Genomic DNA, 15,030 nt, shown 5'->3' on the forward strand with positions numbered 1-15,030 from the left:
TACTATTGGCACACATGCATGACGAACAGCCAAACATACCTGAGAAATTTCTAAAGCCGTACAATCCAGCGGAATCCGAAGAAACTATTTACAAACAATGGGAAGATTCTGACTATTTTAATCCTGACGTATGTATCGAAAAAGGTGTCACTGACAAAGATGCAGAATATTTCTCAATTGTTTTACCTCCACCAAACGTAACCGGGACTTTGCACTTAGGACATGCATTAGAGAGTTCTCTGCAAGATACTTTCGTACGTTTTAATCGAATGCTAGGAAAACGAACGCTTTGGATTCCTGGTACAGACCATGCCGCAATTGCCACACAATCAAAAGTAGAAAAAGAATTGATAAAACGAGAGAAGAAAAACCGTCACGATTTAGGACGTGAAGAATTTCTCATTCGTGTGCAGGAATTTGCACAAAAATCGCATGACACGATTGTTACGCAAGTAAAAAAAATAGGTGCTTCACTCGATTGGTCACGCGAGGCATTTACTCTCGATGATACCCGCGCTCATGCCGTACGTACTGTATTTAAAAATATGTACGATGCTGGTCTTATTTATCGCGGTAATCGTACAGTCAACTGGGATCCTAAAGGACAGACAGTGATTTCAGATGACGAGATTGTATATGAAGAACGAACCGAAAAGTTCTACTACTTTAAATACGGCCCATTTGTTATTGGTACTGCACGACCCGAGACAAAGTTTTCTGATAAGTATGTAGTGATGCATCCTGACGATAAGCGCTATAGTAAGTACAAACACGGACAAACTATTAAAGTTGAGTGGATTAACGGCCCAATAACTGCAACCATAATAAAAGATGAAGCAAGCGATCCTGAAATGGGTACGGGTGTAATGACCATCACTCCATGGCACTCAGCAGTTGACTTTGATATTGCTAAAAAGCATGACCTCGAAATGGAACAAATTATCGACCAGTACGGAAAACTCTTACCAGTGGCTGAAGAATTTGCTGGTATGAAGATTCTCGAGGCACGTGAAAAGATAGTTGAAAAACTTGAGGGAAAAGGGCTCGTAGAAAAAATCGATGAAGCGTATGTCCACAATATACCGACTGCCGAGCGCAGTGGTGGGCTAGTGGAACCACAAGTAATGCGGCAGTGGTTTATCGATGTTAATAAGCCATTCACTCTTCCCCACTCGGAAATTAATGGTATTCCTTCGGGTTCAGAAACAACACTCAAAGAAATAATGCACACGACTGTAACAAGTGGGCAAATTTCAGTACTCCCTGAGCGCTTTGAAAAAACATACCACCACTGGATTAATAACCTTCGTGACTGGAATATTTCGCGACAATTATGGTACGGACACCGTATTCCAGTATGGTACAAAAAACAAAGCGGAGAGATAACAAATCCAGGGAAAGAAGAACTACTAGTAGCGCCAGAATTTACTCCTGATGACAGTTGGGAGCAAGATCCAGACACACTTGATACGTGGTTCTCGTCAGGACTATGGACATTCTCGACATTAGGCTGGCCTGCTGACACTGATGACCTAAAGGCTTACCATCCTACATCTTTAATGGCACCTGGATATGAAATTCTCTTCTTTTGGGTTGCGCGCATGATTCTTATGACTGGATTTAATCTGGGTACTATTCCTTTCAAAACAGTCTACTTACACGGTATGTTGCGTGCAAAAGATGGTCGCAAGTTCAGCAAATCACTAAATAACGGTGTCGACCCTCTGGAGATTGTTGAAAAATATGGCGCAGATGCACTTCGTTTTGCCCTTGTTATAGGGGTAACTCCAGGCAACGATATGAAGTTTGATGAAGCGCAAGTAAATGCGTATAAGAAATTTGCGAACAAGTTATGGAATATCACTCGATTCATTTTCACTGAAACCAGCGGGCACGACCACGCTACTGTTCCAACGCTTACCGCACGTGATGAAGAAGTCCTTAAAGAACTCAACGAGACCACAGCATTTATGACCGAGCACTTAAAAAAACACCGTATCGATCTCGCTGCAGACAAAATATATCAGTACCTATGGCATGAAGTTGCCGACGTAATCCTTGAAGAGAGTAAGCCGCTATTAAAAGACGGTAGCGATATTGAAAAAAAATCACGCCAATGGCTGCTCTACGAAATACTTACTCAATCGCTAAAAACCTTACACCCATTTATGCCATTTATTACGGAAGAAATTTGGCAATCATTACCACACAAAGAAAGCGACATGCTTATGGTTGCAAAATGGCCAACTACAAAATAGTGCGCAACTGTTTTATTTTATAGAAAAATAAAGTGATACAATACACGTAATGGATTTATCAGTGATTGCATACGCTACTATTGGCGGTGTTGTTCCTGCCCTTATTTGGGTATGGTTTTGGCTCAAGGAAGATGCAAAACGACCTGAGCCAACCCAACTCATTGTCGCAGCATTTCTTATAGGTATTATTGCTGTCATTACAGTAATACCATTACAAAAGCTCGCGATGGTATTTTTTTCAGGCACTACCATGGTTATAATATGGGCTGCAATTGAAGAAGCGGTGAAATTCGCTCTTGCTTACTTCACCGTCCTCGCACACAAGGCAAATGATGAACCGATAGATGCGCTCATTTACATGATAACGATAGCGCTCGGATTTGCTGCTGCAGAAAACACACTCTTTTTAATAGATCCTATTGCAAACGGTGGCTTTGTCGAAAGTATACTCACTGGAAACTTTCGCTTTCTTGGAGCAACACTGCTTCATATACTCTCCTCGTCTGCAATTGGTTTAGCTCTTGGGTTAGCATTTTACAAACGTCCACTCATAAAATTCTGGTACGGGCTTGTTGGTCTTATCCTTGCTATTGTTTTGCATGGAGCCTTTAATTTCTTTATACTTAGAAGCGACGGAAACGATTTGATGCGTGTCTTTGCCTTTGTCTGGATAGGTTTAGTTATCCTTCTTATTGCATTCGAACACGTTAAGCGAATTACCAGAAACTAGTAAACACACTCATTATGCGAAAGCCTTCCTTCTTCGAAAAACTCACTGGTTCTATTGCACCAGACGACTATGATGACCTTTTTGAAGGTGGTACTGAGGAACAACAACGTGTCCCTGCCCAATCTTCTGGACTCGTACAAGACGAGGCAACCGAAATATCGACGAATACTCAAACCCAAGCAGAACATCCTGGGCAATGGGAAGAAGAAATTGAGGAGGAAGTGCAAGAAGGAGAGCTTTCTGTTGATATATATCAAACGCCTGACGCTATCGTTGTAAAAGCACTCGTTGCTGGCGTAAACCCATCAAATATTGATATTTCACTTACCCGCGACATGATAACGATTCGTGGAAACCGAGAAGAACATAAAGAAACTACAGGGGAAAACTATTTCTATAAAGAATTATTTTGGGGATCATTTACTCGTACCATATTGTTACCTGAAGAAGTAGATGTTGATGCTGCTGATGCGAGCACAAACCATGGAATACTCGTTATCCGACTGCCTAAAATAAACAAAGAACGTCAGACTAAGCTGAAAGTAAAATCGCGATAATAAAAATCCGCACAATTGTGCGGATTTTTTATTACTGAATGAAGCCACTGCTTTGTTCCTTCCACAGTTCATGGTACACACCCTCTGTGTTTTTAGATAATTCTGTGTGTGTTCCGTCTTCTATAACAGCACCTTCTTTGAAGACTAGTATTCTATCCATGTCTTGGACAGTACTTAACCTGTGAGCGATAACAAGTGTCGTTCTTCCCTTCATAAGTTCTTTCAAAGCATCTTGGATATGACGCTCACTAATAGAGTCCAATGAGCTTGTTGCCTCATCGAGAATGAGTATTGGTGCGTTTTTAAGCATTGCTCGTGCGATAGCTACCCTCTGACGTTCCCCTCCTGAAAGTTTTACACCGCGCTCACCTACTGGAGTATCATACCCATTCTGTAGAGTCTCAATAAACTCATGAGCATGAGCACGCTTTGCTGCGATAACTATCTCTTCGTCAGTCGCATCTGGTTTACCGTAGGCAATATTCTCTCGTAGTGACCGGTGGAAAAGTATCGGCTCCTGCGGTACATACGCTATCGAACTACGCAATTCGTCTTGCGTGATACTTGTTATATCCTGTCCATCAATACGAATAGTTCCCTCATCAATATCGGTAAAGCGTAGTATTAGTTTTGTTATAGTTGACTTACCTGCTCCTGAAGGTCCTACGAGCCCAACTTTTTGCCCCGCAGGAATCTTAAGCGACAATCCTTTAAATACTCTCTTTCCTTCAAAATAATTGAAGGCAACATCATCAAATACAATCTCTCCATTCTCTATGTTTACAGAATCTGGAGTTGCAGCATCCTTAACTGACAAAGGTTGCTTAAAGATCTGTATCATTTCTTTTGCATCATTAAGGGCTTGGACAGTTCGTGCAATCTGGCGCCCAATGTTCCATGTTATATCAAACAACTTCAATAGATAGATTTGTGCGAGAACAATGGTACCAGTAGTAATTTCACCTTCTGACCATAGAAACACAGCGCCTGCAATCACAGAAACTTCAACTAAAGCTACAGCAAAACCTTGGAATAATCTCTGCCAGCTGTCCCAGTACCATGTTGCTCGACGCTTCCTTTCCTGGTCATCTGTAACTATCGCAAAGGTATCTTTCTCACGCTGGAAGCTCGCAAACATCTTAATCGTAAGAATGTTCGTTATTGTGTCGGCTAAAAGACCTGTCGTTGCAGACTGCGCAGTAGCGTGGGCTACATCTTTAGGTATCTTACGTTTTAAGAACCACACAGTGATTAGGATGTAGAAAACTAACCATACGATAAATATAATCGCGAGTAATGGTGCCAACCAAAGTAAAATGCCAAATGTTGCAATAAGTGTTATTCCGTTCATCCATATGTTAAAAGCAAAAGCGTCATGGAGCGTTTCAAATGAATCTACATACCGTTTTGATTTGGCAACCAGTGAGCCAACGAATGTCTCTGAGAAGAATGCCTGTGAGTGATTTCCAATTCGAGCAAAGGTTTCATCAGAAAGACGCTTGAGAATATTACTCTGTGCATACGAATGAACGAAATCAGCAATGCGGAACAAAATGTTGTATCCAACTACAGCAATCGCTATGAATATAAGCGTCGTCGTAAGTTCATCAAGACTGCCAGCATTCATTGGTACGGACGTGACATCGATTATTCGTTTATACAAAAGAGGTGTAATGGCGCTCGCAAGTACACCACCAAACCCAAAGGTTAGGATGCCTAGTGATACTGACCATTTATACGCAACGACGTGCGGCCAATAGTATTTTAGTATTTCTTTAAATGTTATTTTCATACAGATAATGTAAAACCACGTTTCCTAAAAAGAGAACGTGGTGAGAAAATATATGTCTTAGATTTTATATTCTTTCTAGTTCTTCTTTTTCTTTTTCCATTGCATCTTCCCAAGCGGCCATATTGCCAGTCACCATTGCATCCTTCTTTATTCGATAGTTTGTATACAACTTGGCAATTAATTCTGGATTTGCCTCTAACACTTTGAGTACTGGTTTTAAAGCACTTTCCTTTGTTTGGGCGAATAATTCCGTGAAATCACGCTTCTCCTCGAGGGAAAGGCTTGAAGTCTCGATTATTTCGTGGATTTTCTGAAATGCATTGCGTTCCATATGTCGTCAGTGTTCCACAGGGTTTAGCTCTTTGCAAGAGATTCGGGCTAATATCAAACGCAAAAATCGACCATGGGGTCGTATTTTGCGCACTCAGTGGGAAAATAAGCTTATTCTACCACCATAGATGTAATTGCTCGGAAAGCTTCTGCGAGATCGCTCGAGTCACCTCCTAAAAGTTCATTCTCCATCTCTCGTGCTCTACTTCCATCTAATGACATACTGTTTAAGTTGAAAAATGATAAATTTGAATTCATACGCACTGCTATTACTAGCTAACAAATCTCACAGCGTATCAAAGCGAGAGATCGCGCGTCACCCTGTTTAAGATTATAGCATATCAAGGCGACAGGCTAATCCACACATGTGTGTGTACAGATTACGTAAGTGGCAAGGAAGATCCCTCTCCTGCAAACTTAGTTTCCATCCACCCCATAAACAAACCAATAAGAGTCCCGTCAATAAGTACCCAAAATGGTGAAGATAATCCCATCCACGCGACGACATTTGATTCCATAACTACCTCAAGTGAAGAATATCCTAGAAGAATGTACATCAGTGTAAACAAGAAACCTGCAACAGCTCCACGTATCCACCATCTCATTGTAAATCCAAAAATTGGATGCGTATCAAACATTCCAACAAGCCCAAGAGTCAGGCCCATTAGTATAAATACTAGAAGTGTCCCAAAACCAAACATACTGAATAATGAAAATCCAAAGGTTGGCAACGCCAAAATTGCAACGATTCCAACAACTAGTCCAATCAGGACACCGATGAATATTCGTCCGGCTACTGAGCGCATTTTAAACATACATAATTATCTAAAATTGATAATACATTTATTGTATCATGCAGGCCTATTAACCATAATTAGAAAAGTGACCGGTTTTTTGAACAAGCGGCTCCGTCTTTCGAGTCTGCCCACGTTGCAAAACGTAAAAAACCCAAAGCTAGCGCTTGGGGTTTTACGTTTTGTGCTCGGGGGCAGACTCGAACTGCCGACACCTTGAGCTTCAATCAAGTGCTCTAAACCAACTGAGCTACCCGAGCATATGTTCCTGTTGAGATAGTTACTACATATCTACTGAGAACTTCCTGAGAAGTCTACACCAGGAATATTGTTAAGCAACCCTTGTAACTGATTCAAAGGTATTGAATCAGTTACTCCTTGTATTTGGTTTCCCACATCTTGCACTTGCGCGCCAGTTGCTTGTATTTGTGTGTATGCATTGGAAACTTCAGCTAGAATTGGTTGGAAAATAGTGAAGTATAGGTACACAGGGATGCCCAACAAAATGGCATACAATACTATTTTGAAAATGGTGGCCAAAAATGCATTTCGCTTCATGCTACGTAACATTTTATTGTTGCTACGAACCAGTTTATATATCTCATTAAGCTTCTTCTCAGAATCGGGCATAAGAATAGTATATCAAATATATGTATGCTTAGGGTGTACACATAAAGTTCCGATACGCTCCGCTGCTCCGCCTCACAAAACTAAAAAACAGTGCGCAGGCACTGTTTTTCTTGACCATCTTGGCGTCAGCTCACTAAGCTCGTTGTTCGCCTTACGGCTCCAATTCGCTAAGTGGCTCCTGCCCGGGCTCGCCCGTTTTTACTCCTCGTGGTCATAAAAACATGGCTCCGCCTCACAAAACTAAAAAACAGTGCGCAGGCACTGTTTTTCTTGACGTTTTGTGCCCTTGCCTGGAGTCGAACCGAGATCTAGTCCTTAGGAGGGACTTGTTTTATCCATTAAACTACAAGGGCGTGAAAATACTCTAACACAAAAACCTACCGCAAGCGGTAGGTTTTTGTTTCCTATCAACTGATTGATTACAATCCAAGAAGACTTCGGATTCGTTCTTCGTCAAATCCTATAACCATCTCTTCTCCGATAAATATTACCGGAACTCCCATTTGCCCACTTCGGGTAACCATCTCCTGCGCCTTTTCTTGGTCAGAAGCTACGTCGTGTTCAGTGTACTCTACATTGTTTGCTGTAAAGAATTCTTTTGCTTGTTGGCAAAAGTGACATGTTGGTGTGCTATATATAACTACTTGTTTATGGCTCATAGTACAGACATTATTTTGTAACCCACACAGTATAACACGTGCTTTCAGAATCTAGATAGTAAGAAGCCCCGAATGGGTTTTAATTCATTCGGGGTTTCAAGAAGAACAACTAACTATTGAGCTACTTCCTACTCAGACTCTCCTTCTCCGTACATTTCTCGATACTGAGCTATATTCTCTGCTCTCGCTTGAGCTTCTTCACCAAAGAAGTATCCAACAGTAAACACAAGATATGGCGTAATCACCGAGGCGATGAATAAAGCGACCTTGGTTGGGTCGCCAAAGGTCATGACAGCCTCGACTGATTCTTGAGTGAGAAGTATTTCTACCCAAACCGTTAAGGTTACGAAAGCAGCCACTGACCCAAACGGAATAGCGATTGCCATGAGAAATTTTTTGAACATGTCAGTCTCCTTTTGACTCGATTGTTCCGTTATGATAATACAATATTATATTGATATGTCAATTATTTATCTGAATCCAAGAAAATTGATGATAGTATGCCAAATGCCACCCTCCTCTTCTTTCTTTTCCGTAGGAACATCAGGCGTATCTACAAGCACGATAAGCGTCTCCCCTTCTCTTCCTACATCAAATTTATGCCGCACTTCTTCTTCCAGTCCTCGCTTAGTACCAAGTCGTGCGAGCTCTTCTTTAAGTAGCATCTCGTGTTCATACAAAGCATCTAATTCCTGTACTGCTCTTTCTTTATTTTCCTGTGCAAATGATGCCTTCTTGTACACGCTCCACGTTCCTTTTACAAATACCATAAAAAGTATCAGAAGGACAATAATTCCCAATTTTCCAAAGAAAAGTTTCTTAAGTGCACGTTTATCACTTATGCGTAACATATGTATAGTATACACCGTACCAAAACCCTAGAGTATTAGAAAAAATATTATATACTGGTGTCTATGAGTTTCTTATATGATGAGAAAACGCGCAAAGCGATGAAATGGATATGGATTGTTATAGCAGTTCTAATTATCATCAGCATGATTATGCTGTACGCTCCAGGTCTCATACCTGGTGGCGGAGCCCACACTGCACCAGTTTCATAAACAGATTATTTATTCACTTCGCATAACTTTCATAAACACTTCGTGAGGGATGTGTACTTTTCCTCGTGCAAGCGCCTTTTTCTTTCCCTTCTTTTGTTTTTCGAGAAGTTTCTTCTTTCGCGTTATATCACCGCCGTATAAATATCCAGTGACATCTTTTCGCATTGCTGATATTTTTTCTCCGGCAATAATGCGTCCCTGACTCTTTGCTTGAATCTTAACCACAAATAACTGCTTAGGGAGCATATCTTTTAATTTTGCTACCATTTCGCGAGCTTCCTCCTCTAACCTTCTGGTTGAAACAATTCTACTAAACGCTGGTGAGAGCTCTTCAGCAATGAGTATATCGAGCCTCGTGACGTTAGCATCGCGCATTTCTATTTGCTCATACGACAGCGACGCAAAGCCTGAGGAAATGTTCTTTAGCTTATCAAAGAAGTTTCGCATCATTTCTCGCAATGGCATTTCTGCAATGATTTGAGTACGCCCATCAGGCATTGTTTCGGTTCCAACTACGGTACCTTCATGCTCGTGAAGTAATGGCATAACACCTGCAAGATGCTCAGATGGCGCTAAAATACTTGCCTTTACCCACTGCTCACGGATACCAGCTGCTTCTCCATCATTTGGAAATCGCGTTGGGGTGTACACTGTCTTGATAGTCCCATCTTTCAATGTTACTTCATATACAGTAGTTGGTAGCGTTACAATAAGCTCAACATCAAATTCGCGGCGCAAGCGCTCGGTTATAATTTCCATGTGGAGCATGCCTAAGAAACCACAACGAAACCCACGTCCCATAACTCCAGAAGATTCTTCCTCATAAGAAAGAGAAGAATCCATAAGACGCAATCTCTCGAGAGACTGTCGCAATAGCGCTAAATCATCTTGGCTTTCAGGATACACACTTGCCCAGATAACTGGACGCGGTTCCATGTATCCAGATAACGCTACGGTGTTTGAACGTAAAGAAAGTACGGTATCTCCAACACCAACAATACCCGGCTTTTTAATACCTGTGATAACGTAACCAATTTCTCCCGCAGAGAGAGCTTCACGTGGTTCCTCTTCTGGTGTGAATATACCTGTTTCCAGAGCAGTAAATTGCTCCCCCGCTGCTGCAAATTTAACTTTCTCACCCTTTTTTAAAGTTCCTTCAATAATACGTACAAAAAGTACAATCCCTCTGTGATCTGAGTATTGGAAATCGAAAATAAGTGCACGCAAATCATCCCCTTTCATATCTGGAGCAGGCACTTTGTTTACAACCACATCTAGCAACTCAGCAACTCCCTCTCCAGTTTTTCCTGATGTTGCACGAATATCACCTTCATCAATTTCAAGAAGAAGTGACAGCTCTGCTTTAATGTCTTCGGTGCGAGCTAAAGGTGAGTCAATTTTAGAAAGTACTGGAATAACGACAAGACCTTGTTCGCGTGCAAGATGCAGTACCGAAAGTGTTTGTGCTTGTATGCCTTGGGTAGCGTCTACTAACAAAACGACTCCTTCAACGGCCTTGAGTGCTCTCGACACCTCATACGAAAAATCTATGTGCCCAGGTGTATCTATAAGATTTAAAATATACTCCTCACCGCCACTTTTCCAATTCATACGAACTGGTTGCATTTTTATAGTAATACCGCGTTCTCTCTCTAAATCCATTTTATCTAATACTTGATCACGCATTTTGCGCTCAGATATTGTACTTGTTACTTCAAGCATACGGTCAGCCAATGTAGACTTACCATGATCGATATGGGCGATAATACTGAAATTTCGAATGTTTTTCATAGTAATAATGTTGAAAAATTGGTGCAGTTGGATGCAGTTCGAGGCACACAATCAAAATGGAGTGGATCTGTATAGAGAAATACAGCGACTGACATTTTGTGCAGTGTAACAAAGAAATGTACCAACTGCACCGATTTTTAGATATCTGTCCCACGCTCAGTCCCCGTCGGGAAGATTGGAACATACTGCCAGAATTTGGTGTGCCATGCTACCCATACCTCTTGAATTTCGCGGTTTCCTAAAGCTCGAAGCACGATAATACCTGCGATAATACCGGCTATACCGCCAATAAATCCTATAAGGAATACTCCAAGGAGAGTATCTATATCGAAGACCCCATCAAGCGCTTCGAGAGTTTGGTGTGCCGCAAAAGCAGCAACCACAGCGGCTGAAAAACTTTCGAAAATAGGTTTCCGCATATGTTCTCGTAATGAGCCAAAATCTCTCTCGAATAAAAAGAAGAACACTATAATATTCAAAATAGAAAAGAGGGCATACGAGAGTGGGAGCATGAGCACTTCCGTTCCGGTAATACCTTCCACGCGCAGTAGGTGCTCAATGAAATATCTCCATATCTCATTATGCGCGAACACCCACAGTAATGCATAGGCACCTCCAACTATCCCTACAGCAGTCGCGACGTTCACCATTAAGGGCTTTAGTGTCTCACCAGCTGCATAGTAACCACGAATGAACAGTAGAGAGAGGGCTTGTGCAGTGAGCGACACAATAAAGAGTGCAAGAGCTGCTGCAGTCAGGCGAGTATCAGACCAATCAAATTCTCCTGAACCGAGTACTACTCGAACAATATGAGCACGCAATACAACGACCAGTGCAGTAAGCGGGACAGACCAAAAAATAATATGACGTGACGCTGTCACCATTTGGTCAAAGAAATGGCTCGTTTCTCCGCGAGAAAGAAAGCGTGCAAGTGTTGGGAATGCAGCAACAGAGTAGCTGGCACCTATAATAGCTAGCGGCGCAGCTTGTAAGTTAAACGCCAGCGAAAATATAGAAACGGAGCCAGCCCCAAGTGTCGCTGATATAATTACAAGAATAAGAAGTGCGAGCTGATTCGCCGTGATTGAAAGCGTTCGTGGAAATGATATGGAAACGATATTCCACATTTCAGTAAGCCGTATTCTGAATGTCTTTGGTTGTAAATAACCAGTACGCAAACTAAATGGTACTTGTATTCCCATGTGCAAGATAGCACCTATCAAAACACCATAAGCAATTCCAAGGAGCCCAAAAATAGGATACAGTGCCAAAATACCGAATATGATACTTATGTTGTACAGTAACGGCGCAATTGCGTAAATAACGTATCTCCCGCTTATTTGTGTCACGCTAGCTAAAATACCTGACACTCCAAGAAAAAACGGTTGGAGGAGTAATATTCTACTCATAGTGATTAGTATGTCGTTTTCAAGAAGAAGCGTTGGGAAAAAAGTACGCAGCAGATGTGGCATAAAAATCCACAACAGTACTGTCGTTACAAGCATCAAAACCGAGAAACTCGCAATAACACCTCCTATTATTTCACTTCTTTTCTCCTTATCGCTATATTGAGTGAGTAATGGTACTAAAATAAACACCGACACAAGCGAAGCAATGGAAACGAAAACTATATCTGGAATACGAAACGCTGCGTAATATATATCTAGCATTTCACTTGCACCAAAAGTAGACGCTAAAAGTCTATCTCGAAACAGTGCCAAAAGTGTCGAGAGTAATGCAAAGAAACCCAGAAGATACGCGGCTTCATGTAAACCACGTATCTCTCCTTCTACAAATCGTAAAATTCGCTGCATGGCTTAGTAGCCTAGCACACATTAGTTGTCCTCAGAAACTGGTAGCTCTGTTGCACCATCAACAGTAGCACTTGCCTGTTCAAGAGTAGCAGCTGCTGAACCACCTTCGCGCAATGCTTCTACAACAGCTTGAATCTCTTCATTATCTGGGTTAAGAGCAGCAATTCTCTCAAATACAGCAAGAGTTCCCTCTGTATTGTCTAGCTTCTCGTATGCGAGACCAAGATAGTACAGAGCATTTGAATAATTTGGGTCAAGAGTTACTGCACGCTCTAAGACTGGAACAACCTTGTCGTATGCCTCAACGCTATACTGCAGCACGCCGAGTTGGAACAAAAGCCCAGTGTTATTTGGATTAAGAACTACAACAGACTCAGTCGAAGCAATAGCCTCCTCAACATCATTTTCACTAATAGCAATTTGTGAAAGGAGATAGAAAGCGTCCGTGTAATTACTCTTCAGAGTAAGTGCTTCTCGCGCGTAAGCCTTTGCACCCTCGATGTCATTGTTATTAAGCGCAAGACGAGCAAGACTTAATGGAATCTGTGGAGTACGAGCGTTCCGTGCTTGCGCTTCAGCGTAAGCAGTGACTGCACTGTCATAAGACCCTTCAATCTCAAGAGGAACAAGACTTGAGTAGACATCTGCAAGCAACAGCCAACTCTGGTAATTATCTCCATCAATTGCTACAACAGATTGCGCAGCAGAAATTGTTTTTGCGAGCTCTGCCTCAAATCGAGTTCGTAGATCTTCTGTATCATCATTCTCTTCGTTTAAGATTGCTGAAAGTTTCGCCACACCGATATTTGTACGCAATTGTGCTGATCGTATATCTCCAGGAAATAGTGAGATGCGCCCTTCTGCAATAGCTTCTGCTTTATTTAAGTCTCCTGCATTTGCTGCGGCAACAGCACTAGAAACTAATGCATTAGTTCGGATTCTCTCAATAGTAGTTAGTGCAAAAGCAATTGTTATAACAGAAATTGCAACAAGCATACCAGTTACCGCAATACCCGTAGCGTAATTCTGGTGAGCACGTACTTCGCTCACCTTCACCACACCCGAGATACGAGCAGCTGCAATCACAATACCCGTGAGTATGAACGTATAGGCAAGCAGAACTGTTTGCGGTACATATACAATTGTAAGCACCCACAGATATCCAGCACCAAGGAATGAGGAAATTATCATATACATGTGTGCCGGCTGTGCTGCTCGATTTATAAGTAATCTAAATCCAAGATGGATGAAAGAGGCAAAGAATAAGAGCCACAAAACCCCAACTACTAATCCACCAGTGACAAACGCACTTGGGACATATCCAATCCCAAAATTGAAGTCAGTGCTCCAGAAGTTTGTCTCGTTAACAGCCTGTGGCTTATGCTCTACCCATGCTTCTCTGAATGAGTTCGGTCCTACACCAAAGAGTCCATTTTCTTTAAGAGCACCTGTTCCAGCGGTAATAGTTCCTTCCCAAGATGGTCGTACGTCTACATACGCTATATTGAATGTCTCTGAAATTTGTGTACCCAGTGCACTACCACCAAAAATGAATACCAGACTAAGAAGAACAACGACACCATTGGGAGCAATTCGCTTCCACGGGAATCGCGGAGTAAATGTACCACTCTCTTGGTCATGTGAAGCATCTGAGAAAATGTATACGGAAATCAGCAAAGCGGCGATCATAAGCGTTACCCATACCGCAAGTAGATTTACCAAAACAAGAAGGAATAATGCGAGTACGGATACCAAATACAAAACACCACGTACTGCCTTTGACGTAAAGAGGGCTAATCCAGAAAGTGCCATAACAAGAGCAAGACCGCTCATCACCCCGAGATCATTCCAACTTCCCAAGACTGTTACGGTTGGATCATTTGAAAACAAAGTAGGTAAGACAACATCCCCACCAATAACTACTCGAGCAATCTGGAACACTGCGATAATGAAGAAGGCTGCTAGAGCAGCTTGCTGAAGACGAATGAAGTGCACTACCTTCTCTGTTGTAAGCGCAACTACACCAAGAGCTGCTACGAATGTAAAGAGAGCAAGGACTGTGTCACGTTCGAATCCAAATCCAACAAATGACTGCATAACATTGCCAGACAGCACAGCCGCAACAACATACCCTACAATCAGTAGTAATGAGGTCCACAACACGTTTGTCTTAGGAAAAACTATTCGCTGTTCTTTAAAGCGAGCAATGGTCCACAAGAGAAGTGCTGCAAACACACCAAACGCCAAAATTGACATCTTTCCCATAGCTAGTGGTAACCATGCAGTTGGAAATACAGCTAACGGTAATAAAAATACAACGAGGCGAAGTATTGTTCGGGCAGCTGCATCGAGTCGATTTGCAGTCGCGTTATTTGTTTCAATTGGTACGGTATCCATAATTCGAATGATAAAATATAGTAATTACCTTTCATTATACCAGTGTATTTCGTAATGCATATACACATGTGTGTACCAAAAAACCATCCCCTAAGGGATGGTTTTTTGATATTTTGACACTCGTGTCTATAAGCCGGATTCTGTCCCCGTATGTATGTCATGCATACGGTGTATAGTCATTTATCTGGGATAATTGTCTCCAATTACCTCAATGCGG

Annotated in this window: 15 protein-coding genes and 2 tRNA genes; 4 read left to right on the forward strand and 13 right to left on the reverse strand. The window is 41.8% G+C overall.

Annotation, left to right across the window (positions count from 1 at the left end):
* Positions 1–14: 14 nt before the first annotated feature.
* Genes JXR01_01515 through JXR01_01525 form a run of 3 tightly spaced genes read left to right on the forward strand, consistent with a single transcriptional unit; the run spans position 15 to position 3,545 of the window.
* Entirely contained in the window at positions 15–2,258 is a 2,244-nt protein-coding gene (locus JXR01_01515) for a valine--tRNA ligase (GenBank protein QSH39668.1), read from the forward strand.
* A 49-nt stretch (positions 2,259–2,307) separates the two neighbouring features.
* Positions 2,308–2,988 carry a PrsW family intramembrane metalloprotease gene (locus tag JXR01_01520; protein QSH39669.1) on the forward strand — a complete coding sequence of 227 codons (681 nt, stop codon included), beginning with the start codon at positions 2,308–2,310 and terminating at the stop codon, positions 2,986–2,988.
* A gap of 14 nt (positions 2,989–3,002) precedes the next feature.
* The gene (locus tag JXR01_01525) at positions 3,003–3,545 is read left to right on the forward strand and encodes an Hsp20/alpha crystallin family protein (protein QSH39670.1); all 543 of its coding nucleotides are present in this window, start codon (positions 3,003–3,005) and stop codon (positions 3,543–3,545) included.
* A 31-nt stretch (positions 3,546–3,576) separates the two neighbouring features.
* On the opposite strand, the gene JXR01_01530 is transcribed toward JXR01_01525, so the two are convergent.
* From JXR01_01530 to JXR01_01575, 10 genes are all read right to left on the reverse strand, one after another.
* Positions 3,577–5,337: an ABC transporter ATP-binding protein gene (locus JXR01_01530; GenBank protein QSH39671.1), complete on the reverse strand. Its 1,761-nt coding sequence runs from the start codon at positions 5,335–5,337 to the stop codon at positions 3,577–3,579.
* 64 nt (positions 5,338–5,401) lie between these two features.
* Positions 5,402–5,668, reverse strand: coding sequence for a hypothetical protein (locus JXR01_01535; protein QSH39672.1), 267 nt, complete (start codon positions 5,666–5,668; stop codon positions 5,402–5,404).
* 110 nt (positions 5,669–5,778) lie between these two features.
* A complete protein-coding gene (locus JXR01_01540; protein QSH39673.1) occupies positions 5,779–5,925 on the reverse strand; it encodes a hypothetical protein in 147 nt (48 codons plus the stop codon).
* Between the two features lie 122 nt (positions 5,926–6,047).
* On the reverse strand, positions 6,048–6,482 hold the full coding sequence (locus tag JXR01_01545; protein ID QSH39674.1) for a hypothetical protein: 435 nt from the start codon (positions 6,480–6,482) through the stop codon (positions 6,048–6,050).
* A 164-nt stretch (positions 6,483–6,646) separates the two neighbouring features.
* Positions 6,647–6,721: transfer RNA gene (locus tag JXR01_01550), tRNA-Phe, on the reverse strand.
* A 31-nt stretch (positions 6,722–6,752) separates the two neighbouring features.
* A complete protein-coding gene (locus JXR01_01555) occupies positions 6,753–7,091 on the reverse strand; it encodes a hypothetical protein (protein ID QSH39675.1) in 339 nt (112 codons plus the stop codon).
* Positions 7,092–7,372: 281 nt separating this feature from the next.
* Positions 7,373–7,444 (reverse strand) — tRNA-Arg (locus JXR01_01560).
* A gap of 66 nt (positions 7,445–7,510) precedes the next feature.
* Positions 7,511–7,750 (reverse strand): glutathione S-transferase N-terminal domain-containing protein, encoded by a 240-nt coding sequence (locus JXR01_01565; GenBank protein QSH39676.1) that lies wholly within the window; start codon positions 7,748–7,750, stop codon positions 7,511–7,513.
* Between the two features lie 128 nt (positions 7,751–7,878).
* Positions 7,879–8,154: a hypothetical protein gene (locus JXR01_01570; protein QSH39677.1), complete on the reverse strand. Its 276-nt coding sequence runs from the start codon at positions 8,152–8,154 to the stop codon at positions 7,879–7,881.
* Between the two features lie 66 nt (positions 8,155–8,220).
* Positions 8,221–8,601 (reverse strand): hypothetical protein, encoded by a 381-nt coding sequence (locus JXR01_01575; GenBank protein QSH39678.1) that lies wholly within the window; start codon positions 8,599–8,601, stop codon positions 8,221–8,223.
* A gap of 63 nt (positions 8,602–8,664) precedes the next feature.
* Here JXR01_01575 and JXR01_01580 point away from each other — a divergent pair, with 63 nt between their 5' ends.
* Positions 8,665–8,811 (forward strand): hypothetical protein, encoded by a 147-nt coding sequence (locus JXR01_01580; GenBank protein QSH39679.1) that lies wholly within the window; start codon positions 8,665–8,667, stop codon positions 8,809–8,811.
* 9 nt (positions 8,812–8,820) lie between these two features.
* Here the strand turns inward: JXR01_01580 and lepA are convergent, their stop codons facing one another.
* The 3 genes from lepA to JXR01_01595 form a co-directional block, all read right to left on the reverse strand.
* Positions 8,821–10,602 (reverse strand): elongation factor 4, encoded by a 1,782-nt coding sequence (gene lepA / locus JXR01_01585; protein QSH39680.1) that lies wholly within the window; start codon positions 10,600–10,602, stop codon positions 8,821–8,823.
* A 137-nt stretch (positions 10,603–10,739) separates the two neighbouring features.
* A complete protein-coding gene (locus JXR01_01590; protein QSH39681.1) occupies positions 10,740–12,416 on the reverse strand; it encodes a hypothetical protein in 1,677 nt (558 codons plus the stop codon).
* Positions 12,417–12,437: 21 nt separating this feature from the next.
* Complete coding sequence (locus tag JXR01_01595; GenBank protein QSH39682.1) at positions 12,438–14,813, reverse strand: tetratricopeptide repeat protein; 2,376 nt, start codon at positions 14,811–14,813, stop codon at positions 12,438–12,440.
* Positions 14,814–15,030 lie beyond the last annotated feature (217 nt).

Source organism: Candidatus Kaiserbacteria bacterium (assembly GCA_017134395.1).
Classification (GTDB): domain Bacteria; phylum Patescibacteriota; class Minisyncoccia; order Phycocordibacterales; family UBA2100; genus UBA2100.